The following is a 16,377-nucleotide window of genomic DNA, read 5'->3' as shown; positions in this document are numbered from 1 at the left end:
GTGACCTCGGTTTTGGGAGAACGACATGCAGAAAAGCAAGGGAGAGCCCACTGAAGATCCACGCCCGCAACGTCCTCGAGGGGACGATCACCGAGATCGTCAAGGAAGCCACCACCTCGCATGTAAGGATCGACATTGGCGGCGGCGCCATCGTCACCGCCTCGATCACCAACGAGGCGATCGCCGATCTCATCTCGAAAAGGGCCAGCAGGCCTATGCCGTGGTCAAGGCCTCGGACGTGATGGTCGGCATCGATTGAACCCGTCTGTGGCTCAGACCGCTATCGGCGCCTTGATCGAGGCATCGGCGAGGTAGTTTTCCAGCCGGAAATCCTCGAAGCGGAAGGCGAACAGATCCTTCACCTCCGGATTGATCCACATCGTCGGCAGCACCCTCGGCGTGCGCCGCAATTGTTCGCGCGCCTGTTCGAAATGGTTCGAATAGAGATGCGCATCACCCAACGTGTGGACGAAATCGCCCGGCTTCAGCCCGGTCACCTGCGCCACCATCAGTGTCAGCAGCGCGTAGGACGCGATGTTGAACGGCACGCCGAGGAAGATGTCGGCCGAACGCTGGTAGAGCTGGCAGGAAAGCCGGCCCTCGGACACGTAGAACTGGAACAGGCAGTGGCAGGGCGGCAGCGCCATCGCTTCCACCTCGGCCGGGTTCCACGCCGAAACGATCAGCCGCCGCGATTGAGGATTGCGGCGTATCTCCTTCAGAAGATTGGCGATCTGGTCGATCGATCCGCCATGGCCATCCGGCCAGGAGCGCCATTGCTTGCCGTAGACCGGGCCAAGGTCGCCATTCTCGTCGGCCCATTCATCCCAGATCGTAACGCCGTGGTCGGTGAGATATTTAATGTTGGTGTCGCCGGCCAGGAACCACAGGAGTTCGTGGATGATCGACTTCAGATGCAGCTTCTTGGTCGTGGTGACCGGAAAGCCACGCGCCAGATCGAAGCGCATCTGGTAGCCGAAGACGGAGCGCGTGCCGGTGCCGGTGCGGTCACCGCGATCGGCGCCGTTTTCCAGCACGTGCTGCAAGAGGTCGAGATACTGGCGCATCGGTTCCGGCTCGATTCGAGATTTCACCAATCATAGCGCAAGTGCGCGCCGACGCCACGCCTGTCTGAAGTCTTTCCTACCCAGATCGGGGGCAGAGCCTCTTCAGAACTCACTCTGGCGAGCCGGAGGCGCAGTAACCCGCGCCAGCCGGCGGCCAGAGTAGCATCGTCAGAGGTCTCAGAGCGAGCCGAGTTTGCCCAGATCCTTGGCCACCAGATAGTAGAAAGTCACGCGGCCCTTGCTGTGATCGGCCGCCATCGCCTTGCAGGTCTTCTCGATCGCGGCATCGGCCTTGGCCCCGTCACTGACGCCGAGTTTCTTGGCCACCCAGCTCTCCTTGACGCGCTCGAGTTCCTTCGGGTCGGTGCAGGACACCAGCGAGGAGTCGCGGTTCCTGAGCGCAATACCCAGATGCTTGACGATCTTTTCGACCGCATCGGCGCTGGCGCCCGCATCGTACTTCTTCACGTCTGCAAGATAGTCGGCCATTAAAATTCCCCTCGTCGGCGCCACGGATCCGATCGATGAGGGCTGTGGCGCGCTTCGCAACCTGTGCGCTAGGTCGGTAACGCCTCACCGTCCGCAAAGCTTCCGTTGAGACCGCGTCCAAGTCAACCCTTGCCGTCGCAATTTGACACAGGGACAAAGCCCCATTGCGGCCTTTCATTTCTCACGCTGGCCCCCTATATTCGTTTTGTCGGCTTGACCGACTATGGCGATAAATGGGCGATGAAATAAGCCGTTCGGACCCGGGGGCGGTACCCGGCGCCTCCACCAAAAGCCGCTGTCGACGACAGAGCGGTTTTTGCTGGGGGCGAAATAGGATCGACGAAGGTGTAAAGATCGTACTTTTGCCCGGCATTGTACCACCGTCATCGGGCTAAACTTATAGTTGCCAACGACAACTATGCGGAAGCACGTCTCGCTGCTTAATGCAGTGCGATAGCTTCAAATCAAGCCCTAGGGGTTCGCACTTCTAGGCGGGGTTCGGAGGTACCTGGCAACAGAAACCTCCACTTCTCCCCTCCTCCAATCCGCCTCATGCGCAACGGCAGCTTTTTGCCGTCCAGACTTCGCTCGGCCCGTCGGCCGCGAAGTGACCGCATCACGTATCTCCTTCCCAGTAGGCAAAGAAATGCAAAACGATTCCGATCGATTCTTCGTGCTGACCGGTGGCCCGGGCTCCGGCAAGACCACACTGATCGAGGCGCTGCGCCAGGCCGGCTTTGCGACGGCGCCGGAGGCCGGGCGCGGCATCATCCGGCACCAGGTGGCGATCGGCGGCCCTGCCCTTCCCTGGCACGACCGCGCGCTCTTCGCCGAACTGATGCTGTCATGGGAGTTGCGTTCCTGGCATGCCGCGCATGCTGAGCGCGGCCCAGTCTTCTTCGATCGCGGCGCGCCTGACGCGATAGGCTACCTCAGGCTTTGCAGCCTGCCAGTGCCGGATCATGCCATTAGCGCGGCCAAGACATTCCGCTATGCGCGCCGTGTCTTCATCGCTCCGCCCTGGCCGGAAATTTTCGCGCAGGATGAAGAACGCAGACAGACGATCGACGAGGCTATGCGCACCCATGATTCGGTGGCTGGCGTCTATGCCGAGCTCGGCTATGAACTCGTCCCCCTGCCGCTCGCCCCGGTCGAAGAACGCGTCCGCTTCATTCTGGACGAGACCGGCCCGCGGGCATGAAAAAGGCCGGGGCAAGCCCGGCCTTTCCCAGGTATTTGCGATCGCCTACTCAGCGGGCGCCTCGACGGCTTCGCGCGAACGGCCAAGCGTGACCTTGGCCAGCGTGAACGAGATCACCGCACAGAGCGTGATGCCGGCGACCATCGGCAGCGGCGTGCCGTCGAAGAACACGCCGGCGACGCCCATGGCGAGCGCGCCGATGGCGAAGTGCAGCGTGCCCATCAGAGCCGAGGCCGTGCCGGCGATTTCGCCATGTTCTTCCATGGCCAGCACCGAGGTGGTGGGGATGACAAGGCCGAGGAAGCCGTAGCCGACGAACAGCAGCGCCGCCATCACGTCGAGCCGGTCGACGCCTGTCGCCATGATCGCAAACAGCACCACCATCGTCGAGGCATAGCCGGTCACCGCGACGCGCACCACGCGCCGAAGCCCGAAACGCTCGGCCAGCAACCCCGTCAGCTGCGACATGCCGATGAAGGCCACCGCATTGATCGAGAAGAACACGCTGTAGACCGAAGGCGACAGCCCGTAATGGTCGATCAGGATGAAGGACGAGCTCGACAGATAGACGAAGAAGCTTGCAATGCCGAAGCCGGCGATCGCCACCAGGCCAAGGAAATTGCGGTCACCCATCAGGAAGCGGTAGCCGGCAAGCGCGGTTCCGAAGGAGGAACCGACGCGTTCTTCCGCCGGCCGCGTCTCCTTGAGCGAGGTGGCGAGCAGGATGGTGGCAAGGGCTGCCGCCGCGGTGACCGTCCAGAACACGGCGCGCCAGCCGAAATTCTCGATGATCTGGCTGCCGGTCAGCGGCGCCAGGATCGGCGACACCGAAAACACCAGCATCAGCAAGGACATCAGCTTGGCCGCCTCGTTGCCGGTGTGCAGGTCGCGCACGATGGCGCGCGGCACGGCCATGCCGGCGCTGGCGCCAAGGCCCTGTAGGAAGCGGAACGCGATCAGCCACTCGATGGTCGGCGCCATCGCCGAACCGATGCCGCCGACCATGAACAGCGCAAGGCCGCCATAGAGCGGCAGCTTGCGGCCGACCATGTCGGAGATCGGCCCGACGACGATCTGGCCAAAACCCATCGACAGGAAGAAAATCAGCAGGCTCATCTGCACGGCGGCGGTGCCGGCGTGAAGATCCGCGCCGATTGACGGCAAAGCAGGAAGATACATGTCGATCGCGAAAGGACCGATGGCGGACAACAGGCCGAGCACGACCGCGATGCGGAGGAATTTGGGACTCATGATATTGGCTTCTTTCGAATCTGGCTGCCGCCGCCAGGCGGCGTCTAACCCCAGGACGTTCCATCCCATGAGGTTCCGACACTCCAAGGGCAAATTCTATTCGCCCCCCGGCGCGAAATCTCTTTATCGTATGTCCACAAATTTAGACACCCTTGTCCAAATCGTCAATCGCCTCTATATAGATTTTCATGAGAGCAAGCGTTTCTCCTGACATTTTCCCGCCACGTGGCCATGAGGCCAAGCGCCTGTCGATCGTCGACGCCGCGGCGAGCGTGTTTTGCCGCGAGGGCTACGCCGGCGCCAACATCGACCTGATCGCCGCCGAGGCCGGGGTGTCGCGCCAGACCGTCTATAACCACCATGGCGACAAGGAAAAGCTCTTCATGGCCGTGGTGCGCGACCTGACCGAGCGCTGCAATGTCGGCATTTTCGCCACCATCGCCACCTTCCCAGACCAACCCGGCGATCTCGAAGCCGATCTGATCGGCTTTGCCGTGCGCCTCAACCAAAACTGCATCTGCAACCGCGACGGAAAATTCCTGCGCAAGCTTATCCAGACCGAAGGCGAGCGCTATCCCGAGTTGTTTGCCGAGTGGCGCGAACAGGGTCCGGGCCGGACATGGCCGGCAATCGCCGCCCGCTTCGCCCGCCTCGCCTATGGCGGCTACCTCGCCATCGACGACCCCGACGTCGCGGCACGACAGTTTCTTGGCCTGGTCAACGCCGAATTGCAGACCACCTTCATGCTTGGCGGCTCGCCAAGCGAAGACGAGGTGGTGCAATCGGCGAAGAATGGCGTGCGCACCTTCCTGCGGGCTTTCGGCAGGCGCCCTCCCCCGGGCGGCATCAAGAAGCACACTGCGCTGGCTAACGCCTGACATTTGCGCTTGCCGCCATCCCGCCTTGCCGAAACAAGCCGCCTTGCCGATCAAATCATTCGCAATAGTCCTCGTCTCGGTGCGGCGGTGGGCTATATCAGGTTTACGCCGCGCTCAAGCTTGATTACAGCTATGCGGACGATTCAACGGAACCCGACCACCCCATGGCCGACGACCACATCCGCTACGACATTCTGGCCCAGGAGGCGTTGCGCGGCGTCATGCGCAAGGTCCTGGCCGAGGTCGCACGCACCGGCCTCCCCGGCAACCATCATTTCTTCATCACCTTCCTGACCGGCGCGCCCGGCGTGCGCGTTTCCTCGCGCCTGCGCGAGCGCTACCCCGAGCAGATGACCATCGTCATCCAGTTCCAGTACTGGGACCTCAAGGTGACCGACACCGGCTTCGAGGTCGGGCTGTCCTTCTCCGACGTGCCGGAAAAACTCGAGATCCCGTTCTCGGCCGTGCGCGGCTTCTATGATCCCTCGGTCAATTTCGAACTGGAGTTCGACGTCAAGACCGACGCGCAGGTCGAAGAGGAAGCGGCCCAGCCTGCGCCCGAGCCACTGACCATCGTTACCGAGAAGAAGCCTAAGGCCGAGAAGAAGGCTGCCGCCGAAGCGGAGAAGAAGCCCGCTGCGGCCGAAGCCGGCGCCAAGGGCGCCGAAGTGGTTTCGCTCGACGCCTTCCGCAAAAAATAGCTCGGCCGTTCGCGCCATGGCCGACATCGTCAACCTCCGCCAGGCCCGCAAGCAGAAGGCGCGGGATGATAAGACGCGCGTCGCCGAACAGAACCGTGCCTTGCATGGCCGTTCCAAGGCGCAGAAGCAACGCGACCAGCTTATTGCCGACAAGGCCGAGAGATTTGTCGGCGGCCATCGCCTCGATCCATCCGGCAAGGACGAGCAGTGAGTGTTCGGCCATGAGGGTCTGGCCATGAGCGTCGTCGAAAAACGCTCGGTGACCATTCGTGGCCATCGTACCAGCTATTCCCTCGAAAAGCCCTTCTATGACGATCTCGTCGCCATCGCGGCGGCGAAAGAGCGGACGCTCGCCGCCCTTGTGGCCGAAATCGACGAGACCCGGCCCCGCGACACCAATTTGTCCTCGGCGCTGCGGCTTTATGTGCTGGAGTGGGCGAAGCGCGGCAGGAGCGACTAGAGGCTTTCTACCGCGTCCGTCCTTTTCCCCCGCCTGGTGCCAAAGCCAAGCAAGGTCGAGCGATCACGCTCTTCGGCCTGTTTGCGCGACCGGACGCGCATCAAATCCTTCCAGCCGACATAGCCGACCAGCCTTCCGTCATCGCGGGTCACGACCGGCAGATGCGAGACGTTGGCCATCAACAGCTTGTCCGACAGGCCTTCCAGATATTCGTCGGGATAGGCCAGCGTCACCTTGCTTCCGGCAAGCAGTTCGCCGAGCGTTGTCGTCCGGTGCGTGCCGGCGCGGCGCCAGCGCAGGATCGCCGGCGGGTCGATGAGGCCGAGCACCTGCCTGTTCTCGTCGACCACCGGAAAGCTCGGGTGCCGGGTTTCCGGCGCGGTCAGGAAGGCTGCCGCGCCATGCAGCGTCATCGTCGCCGGCACGCTCTCGACCTGCGACGTCATCACCTCGCGCACCCTGGTCAGGGCGAACGGATCGACGCGATATTCGCGCACCAGGTGATGCCCTCGCCTGGCGATCTTCTCGGTCAGGATGGAACGCTTCATCAAGAGCACGGTGACGGCATGCGCCGCGGCACAGGCCGCGATCAGCGGCACCAGCACATGCGTGTTGCCGGTCAGTTCGACGGCGAAGAACGTCGCCGTCAGCGGCGCCCGCATCGTGCCGCCCATCGTCGCCGCCATCCCCAGCAGCGCCCAGAAACCGGCATCGGCTGGCGGCAGGAATCCGCCGAGCACGGCGCCCATCGCGCCGCCCATGATCAACAGCGGCGCCAGCACGCCGCCAGACGTCCCCGAACCGAGCGCCACCGACCAGATGATGGCCTTGACCACCAGCAGCATCAGCGCGGCGGTGGCGAGCGTGCGGCCATCGAGCATGTCGGCGATGTTGTCGTAGCCGACGCCAAGCGCCTGCGGCTCGATCAAGCCGCCCAGGCCGACCACCAGGCCGCCGATCATCGGCCACCACATCCAGTGGATGGGCAATTTCTGGAAGGCGTCCTCGCAGGCATAGACCATCTGGGTGAGCAACCCCGACAGCAGGCCGGCGCAGATGCCAACCAGAACCCAGCCGCCAAGCCCGACGAACGACACCGCCATGCTGCCCTGAAACGGAAAGATCGGCCCGGGCAGGTGCAGCACGGTACGCTCGACCTCCGCCACGATGGCCGCCACCGCCACGGGAATGAAACTGCGCGGCGTCCATTCGAACAGCAGCAACTCCACCGCCAGCATGATGGCGGCGATCGGCGTGCCGAACACGGTGGTCATGCCGGCCGCGGCACCCGCCACCAGCAGCGTCTTGCGTTCGTTGTCGGTGACCGGCAGCATCTGCGCGATCAGCGAACCGATGGCGCCGCCGGTCATGATGATCGGTCCTTCGGCGCCGAACGGCCCGCCGGAGCCGATCGAGATCGCCGACGACAACGGCTTCAGGATCGCCACCTTGAGCCCAAGCTTCGAACGCCCGAGCAGGATCGCCTCGATCGCCTCGGGAATGCCGTGGCCGCGTATCTTCTCACTGCCATATCTGGCCATCAGGCCGATGATCAGCGCACCGATGACCGGCACCATCACCGCGGCAAGCCCAAGCGGCGTGTCCTGCAATTTCAGATCGGCGAGCGTGAACTGGCCGAAATAAGCAATGTTGGTGGCAAGCCGGATCAGCTTCAGCAGCGAGATGCCGGCGAACAGGCCCGCCGTGGCGACCACCACGGCTATGGTGGCAATGGTCAGCACGCGCGCGTCGGTGGTGAAATCGCGCAGATGATCGTTTTCGGAATGATGAGGCTTCATGTCAGGCTTTCTGGCGGCGGCCGATCTCGGATATGCCGGCTTTATCGGCTCGCTATGTATCGTAACACGATATAAATTCAAGCGGGTCTTGCAGCAAAACCGTTTGAGCCTTTTGCCGGAATGGAACACATGTCTGGAATGACGCAGCCCAAGAAACCTCGCCCCGCCATCAAACAGGCCGACTACCAGCGGCTTTCCGAGTTCCGCTACCTGATCCGCCGCTTCCTCGAATTCAGCCAGGTGCAGGCGGAAGACGCCGGCCTGACGCCGCGCCAGCACCAGGCGCTGCTGGCGATCAAGGGCTATCCGGGTGGCGGACCGGTGACAGTCGGCGATCTGGCGGCGCGCCTGCGCATCCGCCATCACAGTGCCGTCGAACTGGTCAATCGCCTGTGCGAGGCCGGACTGGTCGTGCGGGATCAGGATAAGGACGATCATCGCCGCGTGCTGCTTCGGCTGACCGATCGCGCGGACGATTGCCTTGCCGAGCTGTCGGCGGCGCATCTCGATGAGCTTTCGCGCATCGAGCCCATGCTGAGGCGCTTGCTCGATCAGGGCCGCGAGTGACGCTTCGGCGTCTTGGCGGCAAAAAGCTCATCCTTTGAAACAGTGCCGGAACGAGAAGGCTGCCCTGCTGCCTACTGCAGCGACTTCAACAAATTGTCGATCGTGAACGGATTGGCCTTGGGCTTGGCGGGCGGCGGATTGTCGTTGGCCTCCGGCGGCGGCGCGCGCTCCACTTTCGGCGCCTGTTGCGCCGCCTTGCGCTCAGCTTCCAGCCTGGCCTTTTCCTGCGTGGCGATGCGCATCGCCTCTTCCGCCTTTTGCCGCTCTTGCTCGGCCTGCGCCTTGGCGGCTTCGTCGGCGGCCTGCTGTTCCGCCGCGGCCTTTGCATCGGCATCGGCCTTCGCCTTTGCGTCGGCGTCCGCCTGGGCCTTCGCTTCGGCATCGGCTTTGGCCTTCGCTTCGGCCTCAGCCTGAGCTTTGGCATCGGCATCGGCTTTCGCCTGGGCGTCAGCCTCGGCTTTCGCCTTGGCATCCGCCTCCGCCTTCAGCCGCGCCGCCTCTTCCTGCTGGCGCAGTTCCTCTGCCGCCCTGTCACGTGCATCCTGCAAGGCCGCGTAATAGCGCACCTCGCGCCGCAGCCGCTGCTTTTCGAGCAGCGCGGCCTGCATCGCCTCGACCCGCTGCTGTTCTTTTTCCAGCGCGCGCTGGGTCAGGAACTGCGCCAGCGGCTCGCTGTCGAACTGCCGTTTGACGGCACCGAAGGGCCCTTCGGCGGTGAAATTGATGACGGGTTCGGAGCCAACCAAAGCCTCGTCACCTGGCTTGTAGGTGATCGCGCCCTTGGCTGACACCGTGCTCGCGTTGAGATCGGCGGTGATGTCGGCGGATAAGGTCGCCGCCGGATTTTCGAGACTGATCGGCGGCGCCCGCAGCGTACCGCCGGCAATCGTGAAGGCGACGTCGGCATCCCCGGCGGCAAAGCTGCCATCAGCGGCAATGGCGGGTGCGAACTCCGCGGTCTTGGCCGCGTCGATGTCGCGCCCGATCGCATCCGCCTTGGCCAGCAAGGCGCCGAACGCATCGGGATTGACGCCGTCGATCCGTAAGCCCTTGAGCGTCGCCGTGCCGGACCCCGACAGGGCGGCGATCATCGCGTCGACCGACTTGCCGCTGGTCGACAGCGTCGTCGAGAAATCGCCCAAGCCGTTGATGCCGGCGTCCGGCAGCACATTTGTCAGATCGGCACCCGCCAGTTTCATCTGGCCGGTGAAAAGCCCGGTGCCCTCATTGTTCTTCAACTCGAACAGGCCGGTCAGCGCCCCGCCGAGAAGTTTCGCCTTGAGGTCCGAAACACGGATGCCTTCCTGGTCGACTTCCAGCGAAAAAGAAGCACCATAGGCGGTGGCGAAAGGCCCGGCGGCAAGGGCTGCCGTCGTCAGGTCGAGATCGGCGGTGAACGGCAGGCCGGACTTCTGGCTGAACGGAGCGGCGGGCCACGCGCCAGCCTTGTCGCTCGCACTCTTGTCTGCCCCATTCTTGTCGGCCAGAAAGGCGGAATCGCCGAACAGCGCCACCGCCATCGGATCGAAGTCGAGTTCGTCGAGCGCCAGCGCGCCAGCCAGATGCGGCACACCGTTCTTGGCGTCGATGTTGACGTCGCCCGAGACGGCCGCCTCGTTGATCGCACCGCTGACATTGTTGAGCACCAGCAGGCCGTTGCCATAGTCACCCTGCGCTGAGAGTGAGGTCGACATGCCCGCCCCCATGCCCGGCAAGCCGATGCCCGATGTCATCAGCCAGGGTTCGATGTCGGCGGCATCGAGGTTGATCTTGCCCTTGGCGGCGGGACCTTGCGGCGTATCGGCGATCGTGCCTTCGAAGCCGGCCTTGAAGTCATTGCCGGCAAGGCTGAAAGTCGTCGCCATGCCACCGCCAAGCGTGCCCTTGGCCTGAATATCTGTGGTCGCCTCACCCAACATGCCGAGCGGCAGCGCCGGCAGGCCGTAAAGCGCCAGCAGCGCGGTGGCGTCCGGGTTCCTGGCGTTGAATGTCACCGTCACCGGCGCGTCGAGCAGCTTGTCCGGCGCGCCCTTTCCCGACAGCGAGGCGGAGAAGGCCGAGCCACCGGCCTTGCCCTGTCCGCTTACCGCCAGGCCCGTGGTGCCATCGCCATTGTCGGCGGCACTGGCCACGACATCGACGCGCGCATCCTGGAACAGGTCCGGATAGGCGGCGACACGGCTGGCAAGCCCCTTCAGCACCGCATTGTCGGGATAATGCTGCGCGGCAACGTCGATCAGCGGCTTCAAGTCGACCGCGACAACCGACGCATCGAGCTTGCCGGTCGGGCTCGCCGGAAAATCCTTGACCCGGCCCGTGGCGCTGATCGAGGCGCCGGCAAGTCCGCCGATCGACAGCCTGTCGACCTCCAGCAGCCCGTCGCGCAGCCTGAGCGCGGTATCGACCGTGTCGGCGGTCAGCCCGCCGGCGCTGACCGGGCCGGCCTTGATCTGAAAATCGAGATCGCTGTCGGCAAACCGGTTGGCGCCCTTGTCGCTGACGAAGATCGAGGCGAAGGCCGCCAGCCCGTCGACGTCGAGTTCGCCGCCTTCGAGCCGCATCAGCACCGATGGCCTGGCCTCGTCGGGCTGGCTGGCATCGATGCGGCCGGAAAACTTCGCCTTGCCCAGGATCAGTTCGAGATCGCTGAAGGATTGATGGTTTTGCGAGAGATCGACCTTGGCCTTGAAGCCGGCGGCAGGCAGACGGCGGATCGCCTCGTCGACATCTTTCGACAGCCACGCCGCAAAACCCGAAGGTTGCGCCACGGCCAGCAGCAGCGAGCCGGTGAAGTCGAAATGGCTCTGTACGTTGAGCACCAGCATGCCATCGGCTTCCAGCGTGGTGCGGCCGGGCAGCGTCGCGGCAAGCGACTTTATCTTCCAGCCGCCTTCGACCGGTTCGGCGGAGAGATGCACGTCGCGCACCGTGGTGTCGCCGGCCACCACCGCCGGCAACTTGACCTCGACCGTTCCGGGTATCGTCGGCTTCGGCAGGTCGAGCAGCGTCTGCTCCAGCCCGGCAATGCGCTGGTCGAGCGTCAGGCCGGCGCCGGCCTCGGCGCCCACCGCCTCGTCGAACTGCACCTGCGCGCCATTGGCCTCGATGGCAAAGCTCGGTTGCTGGCCAAGATCGACCGAGGCCTTGCCGTCGGCGGTATAGGGATTGTCGAGTGGTCCGGTCTCGAAACGGAATTCGTCGACACCAAGCTTCTGGTGGTCGAGCGAGAACTTGCCATTCAGCCGAAAGCCCGGATCGGGCTTGCCGGTGCTGACCTTCACCGTCTCGCCATCGGTGCCGCGCAATTCGGCGCTGTTCTTGTCGGCGCCGGAGATCTTGAACTGGCCGGAATAGAGAGCGGCGCCGTTGACGATGCCGGCATTGCCGTCGGTTTCGATAACCAGCGGATAGGCATCGGGATCGGCGCGCACCCGAAGCCGTATCTGTCCCGAGGGTTCGGCCTTGCCGGTCGATGCCGCGACCGTGGTGCGCAAACCGTCCAGCCGCAACGTGCCATCCATCCGCCAGGGACCGGCCAGCGATTTCGCCGAAATGGTCGAGTTGATCTCGGAAAAAATATGGCTGCGGCCGCCGGCGGCGTGGCGCAGTTCGATCTGCCCTTCCGTCACCGTCAGCTTCTCGATCGAGATCTGGCCGGGATCGACGGGCGTGGACGGCCGCATCGCCCAATCGACGGTTCCGTCGGCGGCAATGTCGATCGTGGCCTTCGGCCGCACCAGCCGCATGTCGAAGATCAGCACCTCGCCACGCAGGAAAGGCGCCAGTTCCGCGTCCATCGAAAACGTTTCGACCGTCATCGCCGGCTGGCCGTTGGGGCCGCCGGCGACCGCGACATTGGAGAAGGTTACCGACGGGAACGGCAGCAGCCGCGCCGTCGCATCGCCCTGCACGGTCACCTTGCGACCGAGGATGGCGCTTGCCTCGCGCTCGAACTCGGCGCGGTAGCCGGTCCAGTCGACGAAATACGGCACCACCAGCGCCGCGCACAGCACCAGCACGAACAAGCCACCGAAGATCACGAACAGGCGTGCGAGCATCAGCTCCGAACGGGTTGATTGAATTTCTGCCGCACTCTACCTGCATCCGCGTGTCGATAAAGAGGCAATTCATCCTGTATTGCGTCATCCCGGGCTATCTGAAACAAATCCGGGAAAAGCGGAGATTCTCGGATGTCGGGCAAGAACTGGGACCGCGTGCCGATCGACGCGCAGAGCGTCGATGCTCCGCTCTCGCAGTCGGCGATTTTCCTGGTCGTCACCGTCGCCGCGGATCAGCCGGCCCTGGCCAAGGTTTGTTCGGTGCTGGGCGAGCTTGACGATCTGGTCAAGACCGTCGGGTTCCGCGACCTTGGCGGCCGCCTGTCGTGCATTTCGGGCATCGGCCGCGATCTCTGGGATCGTCTCAGCCCCGGTCGGCACCCGCTGGAGTTGAAGCCATTCGCGCCGATCAAGGGGGCGGCCCATTCGGCGCCATCGACCCCGGGCGACCTCCTCTTCCACATCCGCGCCGAACGGCCCGATATGTGCTTCGAGCTCGAGCGTATCCTGCTCGACAGGCTCGGTCCTGATGTGACCGTCGTCGACGAAGTGACCGGCTTTCGCTATTTCGATGCCCGTGACCTGCTCGGCTTCGTCGACGGCACCGCCAATCCCACCGGCCTCGACCTGCCCGCCTCGGCGCTGGTCGGCGACGAGGATGCCGACTTTGCCGGCGGCAGCTACGTCGTCGTCCAGAAATATCTGCACGATATGCAGGCCTGGGCGCGCATTCCGACGCCCGAGCAGGAGGCGATCATCGGCCGCACCAAGATCGACAACATCGAAATCGACGACGACGCGCCGCGCAAATCGCACAAGTCGCTGGCCACCATCGAGGATGCCGACGGCAACGAATACGACATATTGCGCGACAACATGCCGTTCGGCCGGCCCGGGCAGAATGAGTTCGGCACCTATTTCATCGGCTATTCCAGATATCTCTGGGTCACCGAAAAGATGCTGCAGCGCATGTATGTCGGCGACCCGCCGGGCGCCTATGACCGGCTTCTCGATTTCTCCACGCCGCACACGGGCACAACCTTCTTCGCGCCGACCCGCCCCATGCTGCAGGCCCTTGTCGAGGGCGCGCAGAGGCAGCTTCCCGCCGCACGGTAATCGGCGACTGACCACACTTATCCGCTGAACCTCAGCGTGCGTCGCGCTTGGCCTGCGCCACCTTGCCCGCCTTGCGCTGCCGGCCGAGTTCCGCCGGCCGCACCAGCTTCGGCGCCCGCTCGTTGGCGACCGCCCGCATGCCCTTGTGAGCCGTCCGTGAATTGAGCGCGGGACCGTCAGCCGGCGCATTTTGCTTCAAGGCCAGTGCCTTGCGCGCATTGCCGACCAGCGAAATGCGGGCCGCCAGTTGCCGCCGCCGTTCGGCCTCGCCATTCAGCCGTCGCATCGCGTTCGCCAGCACCGCGAGCTTCATCTGCGAACCGCCATCAGCCTTCGAGGGCGCAGCGCCCTTCGCCGCGCCCTTGCCGCGTATTTCACGCCGGCGGCGATGCGCTTCGGTCTGCGCCTTGTCGCGCCGCTCGCGCAGCAGCTTGACCAGGCCGGAAAGGTCGGCGTCGGAAAGCTCCTGCACTGCCGGATGGTGCGATTTCTCGACCAGTTCCTTCTCATCGGCGCCCAGCGCGCGCGCTTCTTCCTTGCGTGAAATGGCCATGACAGTCCTCCTCGGCTGGCAAACCTCTCTGTTACAGGCTTGCTGCCGGAGGAGCGTCGGCCCGAATGGCGGCGTGGTCAAGGCGGCGAGAATCCCCCGAGGGATCAATTGCGTCGCCAAAGCCTGTCGAGAAAACGGGCCTGTCTGACGCGCTGCATTGGGAGGCTGTGTCCAACAGTCTCCATGAGCACGGTCAAAAGCGCCCCCTCGTGGAGGTTGATCGAGAAACGCTCTGCAATGAACTCAAGTGTCGAATCATGGAACGTCAGGATGAAATGCCGATAGCCTGCAAACAGTTCAGACGTGTGGGACGAATGAACCCGATTTGCCTTTTCCAGGGATGCGATCCACGACGAGTTGAGGATTTCAAATGCCTCGTAAGGCCGCAGGCCCAGCGCATAGAGACGGTGGCCGCTGATAGCCTCATCGTTCGGCGGGCCGAACTGAAATGCCAGATAGGGCTCTGCCGTCAGGATCGCGACCGACTGCTTGCCTGTTAGTAGCGAAACCGAGCGCGGATTTGTACCGTCAAATGACGGATCCGGAGCATTGGCGATGTAGGCAACGAGCAGCTTGCCTTCATCCGCAAACACATGAGGAAGTGGCGCGCCCGCCGACGACGGCGGGATGTCGATCGGCTGCAGGGTCTCGCCGGTCGACATCTAATGGCCGGCGCCCGGCAAAATCTTCCCCGGATTCATGATATCAAGCGGGTCTAGCGCCTGCTTGATGGTGCGCATGATGTCGACGCCGTGGCCTAGTTCGCTACGCAGGAAACCGATCTTGCCCTGGCCGATGCCGTGCTCGCCGGTGCAGGTGCCGTCCATGGCGATCGCCCGCATGTTGAGCCGCGCGACGAATTTTTCCGACAGTGCTATCTCCTTGGGATCGTTGACGTCCATCAGCACCAGCACGTGGAAATTGCCGTCGCCGGCATGGCCGACGATCGGCGCGATCAGACCCATCTCGGTGATATCGGCCTCGGTTTCGGTGACGCATTCGGCAAAGCGAGAGATCGGAACGCAGACATCGGTCGACAGTCCCTTGGCGCCCGGCCGCAGCGTCAGCGACGACCAATAGGCGTCGTGCCTCGCCTTCCACAGCTTCGTCCGTTCCTCGGCGACACTGGTCCACAGGAACGGCCCGCCGCCGTTTTCCTCGGCGATCATGCCAAAAGTTTCGGCCTGCTCGGCAACGCCGGCGTCGCTGCCATGGAATTCGACGAACAGGCACGGGCTCTCAGGGTAGTCGAGCTTGGAATAGGTCTTCATCGCCCGCATCTGCAACGCGTTGACCAGTTCGATGCGCGCCACCGGAATGCCCATCTGGATCGTCGCGATGACGGCGTTGCAGGCCGCCTCGACGCTTGGGAACGGACAGACGCCGCCGGAGATCGCCTGCGGGATGCCTTGCAGCTTCAGCGTCAGCGAGGTGATGATGCCGAGCGTACCCTCCGAGCCGACCAGCAGCCGGGTCAGATCGTAGCCGGCCGAGCTCTTCTTCGCCCGCTTGCCGGTCGTTACCGTCTCGCCATCGGCCATGACGGCCGTCAGCGACAGCACGTTCTCGCGCATCGTGCCGTAGCGCACCGCATTGGTGCCGGAGGCCCGGGTCGCCGCCATGCCGCCGAGCGAGGCATTGGCGCCGGGATCGATCGGGAAGAACAGGCCGGTGTCGCGCAGATGCCGGTTCAGATCCTCGCGCGTCACGCCTGGCTCGACCGTGCAGTCGAGATCCTGCGGATTGACCGCAAGGATGCGGTTCATGCGCGAGGTGTCGACCGAGATGCCGCCGCCCGGCGCGTTGGTGTGGCCTTCCAGCGAGGAGCCCACGCCAAAAGCGATGACCGGCACGCGATGCGCCGCGCAGGCGCGCACAATGTCCTGCACCTCGGCGGTCGTCTCGGGGAAAGCGACGCCATCGGGCGCCTGCGTCGGGATATAGGTGGTGGTGTGGGCATGCTGCGAGCGAATGGCCTGGCCGGTTTGAAAACGCTCGCCCAGTCGTTGCTTGAGGATGCCGAGCACCGCGGCGATGCCTTCCTCGTTGCGTTCGACCGGATTGAGGTCGCTCAGGGCCATGAATTCCTCCGCGAATGGACCAGCGTCCACGCTTGTCATGCAGCTATGGATGATGCCTAAAGCAATTCCAGGAAAAGTGTGAAGCGGTTTTCCCTCCGGAATTGCGCCACAACAAAGGACCTCAGCAGCCACGCCCTGTCCAGCGCCAGAAGGAAG

At 63.9% G+C, this 16,377-nt stretch carries 16 protein-coding genes, 1 other RNA gene and 1 pseudogene; 10 read left to right on the top strand and 8 right to left on the bottom strand.

Annotated features, from left to right (window positions below; genetic code table 11):
* Positions 1–50: 50 nt before the first annotated feature.
* Positions 51–259, top strand: a pseudogene (locus EB233_RS16090) (TOBE domain-containing protein).
* A 13-nt stretch (positions 260–272) separates the two neighbouring features.
* Here the strand turns inward: EB233_RS16090 and EB233_RS16085 are convergent.
* Both EB233_RS16085 and EB233_RS16080 read right to left on the bottom strand, forming a co-directional pair.
* Positions 273–1,067: a thymidylate synthase gene (locus EB233_RS16085; RefSeq protein ID WP_027051163.1), complete on the bottom strand. Its 795-nt coding sequence runs from the start codon at positions 1,065–1,067 to the stop codon at positions 273–275.
* A 177-nt stretch (positions 1,068–1,244) separates the two neighbouring features.
* Positions 1,245–1,556, bottom strand: a complete 312-nt coding sequence (locus tag EB233_RS16080) for a DUF2853 family protein (RefSeq protein ID WP_064988212.1) — start codon at positions 1,554–1,556, stop codon at positions 1,245–1,247.
* A gap of 168 nt (positions 1,557–1,724) precedes the next feature.
* On the opposite strand from EB233_RS16080, the gene ssrA reads away from it, so the two are divergent.
* Both ssrA and EB233_RS16070 read left to right on the top strand, forming a co-directional pair.
* Positions 1,725–2,085: a transfer-messenger RNA gene (ssrA, locus tag EB233_RS16075) on the top strand.
* Between the two features lie 117 nt (positions 2,086–2,202).
* Positions 2,203–2,757 (top strand): AAA family ATPase, encoded by a 555-nt coding sequence (locus EB233_RS16070; protein ID WP_064988211.1) that lies wholly within the window; start codon positions 2,203–2,205, stop codon positions 2,755–2,757.
* A gap of 45 nt (positions 2,758–2,802) precedes the next feature.
* Here the strand turns inward: EB233_RS16070 and EB233_RS16065 are convergent, their stop codons facing one another.
* Positions 2,803–4,008 (bottom strand): multidrug effflux MFS transporter, encoded by a 1,206-nt coding sequence (locus EB233_RS16065; protein ID WP_064988793.1) that lies wholly within the window; start codon positions 4,006–4,008, stop codon positions 2,803–2,805.
* A 188-nt stretch (positions 4,009–4,196) separates the two neighbouring features.
* Between EB233_RS16065 and EB233_RS16060 the strand changes: the two genes are divergently transcribed.
* The 4 genes from EB233_RS16060 to EB233_RS16045 all read left to right on the top strand — a co-directional run bounded on the left by EB233_RS16060 (position 4,197) and on the right by EB233_RS16045 (position 6,047).
* Positions 4,197–4,886, top strand: a complete 690-nt coding sequence (locus tag EB233_RS16060) for a TetR/AcrR family transcriptional regulator (RefSeq protein ID WP_064988210.1) — start codon at positions 4,197–4,199, stop codon at positions 4,884–4,886.
* A gap of 164 nt (positions 4,887–5,050) precedes the next feature.
* Complete coding sequence (locus EB233_RS16055) at positions 5,051–5,587, top strand: SspB family protein (protein ID WP_027051159.1); 537 nt, start codon at positions 5,051–5,053, stop codon at positions 5,585–5,587.
* Positions 5,588–5,603: 16 nt separating this feature from the next.
* The gene (locus EB233_RS16050; RefSeq protein ID WP_064988209.1) at positions 5,604–5,798 is read left to right on the top strand and encodes a DUF4169 family protein; all 195 of its coding nucleotides are present in this window, start codon (positions 5,604–5,606) and stop codon (positions 5,796–5,798) included.
* A 24-nt stretch (positions 5,799–5,822) separates the two neighbouring features.
* Positions 5,823–6,047, top strand: coding sequence for a ribbon-helix-helix domain-containing protein (locus EB233_RS16045; protein ID WP_064988792.1), 225 nt, complete (start codon positions 5,823–5,825; stop codon positions 6,045–6,047).
* Here the strand turns inward: EB233_RS16045 and EB233_RS16040 are convergent.
* The gene (locus EB233_RS16040) at positions 6,044–7,846 is read right to left on the bottom strand and encodes a chloride channel protein (RefSeq protein WP_064988208.1); all 1,803 of its coding nucleotides are present in this window, start codon (positions 7,844–7,846) and stop codon (positions 6,044–6,046) included. The genes EB233_RS16045 and EB233_RS16040 overlap by 4 nt on opposite strands.
* Here EB233_RS16040 and EB233_RS16035 point away from each other — a divergent pair.
* Positions 7,845–7,988 carry a hypothetical protein gene (locus EB233_RS16035; protein WP_155765291.1) on the top strand — a complete coding sequence of 48 codons (144 nt, stop codon included), beginning with the start codon at positions 7,845–7,847 and terminating at the stop codon, positions 7,986–7,988. The two genes, EB233_RS16040 and EB233_RS16035, sit on opposite strands and share 2 nt — an antisense overlap.
* Positions 7,967–8,413 carry a MarR family winged helix-turn-helix transcriptional regulator gene (locus tag EB233_RS16030; RefSeq protein ID WP_171892237.1) on the top strand — a complete coding sequence of 149 codons (447 nt, stop codon included), beginning with the start codon at positions 7,967–7,969 and terminating at the stop codon, positions 8,411–8,413. The genes EB233_RS16035 and EB233_RS16030 overlap by 22 nt, the downstream gene beginning before the upstream one ends.
* Before the next feature lie 71 nt (positions 8,414–8,484).
* Here the strand turns inward: EB233_RS16030 and EB233_RS16025 are convergent, their stop codons facing one another.
* The gene (locus EB233_RS16025; RefSeq protein ID WP_064988207.1) at positions 8,485–12,471 is read right to left on the bottom strand and encodes an AsmA family protein; all 3,987 of its coding nucleotides are present in this window, start codon (positions 12,469–12,471) and stop codon (positions 8,485–8,487) included.
* A 132-nt stretch (positions 12,472–12,603) separates the two neighbouring features.
* Between EB233_RS16025 and EB233_RS16020 the strand changes: the two genes are divergently transcribed.
* Entirely contained in the window at positions 12,604–13,587 is a 984-nt protein-coding gene (locus tag EB233_RS16020; protein WP_064988206.1) for a Dyp-type peroxidase, read from the top strand.
* 31 nt (positions 13,588–13,618) lie between these two features.
* Here the strand turns inward: EB233_RS16020 and EB233_RS16015 are convergent, their stop codons facing one another.
* The 3 genes from EB233_RS16015 to EB233_RS16005 all read right to left on the bottom strand — a co-directional run bounded on the left by EB233_RS16015 (position 13,619) and on the right by EB233_RS16005 (position 16,221).
* Positions 13,619–14,140, bottom strand: coding sequence for a hypothetical protein (locus EB233_RS16015; RefSeq protein ID WP_064988205.1), 522 nt, complete (start codon positions 14,138–14,140; stop codon positions 13,619–13,621).
* Positions 14,141–14,244: 104 nt separating this feature from the next.
* Complete coding sequence (locus tag EB233_RS16010) at positions 14,245–14,802, bottom strand: hypothetical protein (RefSeq protein ID WP_064988204.1); 558 nt, start codon at positions 14,800–14,802, stop codon at positions 14,245–14,247.
* The gene (locus tag EB233_RS16005) at positions 14,803–16,221 is read right to left on the bottom strand and encodes an FAD-binding oxidoreductase (protein WP_064988790.1); all 1,419 of its coding nucleotides are present in this window, start codon (positions 16,219–16,221) and stop codon (positions 14,803–14,805) included.
* Positions 16,222–16,377 lie beyond the last annotated feature (156 nt).

The organism is Mesorhizobium erdmanii (assembly GCF_013170725.1).
In the GTDB taxonomy this organism is placed as follows: Bacteria; Pseudomonadota; Alphaproteobacteria; order Rhizobiales; family Rhizobiaceae; genus Mesorhizobium; species Mesorhizobium erdmanii.
This window is presented reverse-complemented; position numbering and strand designations above follow the sequence as displayed.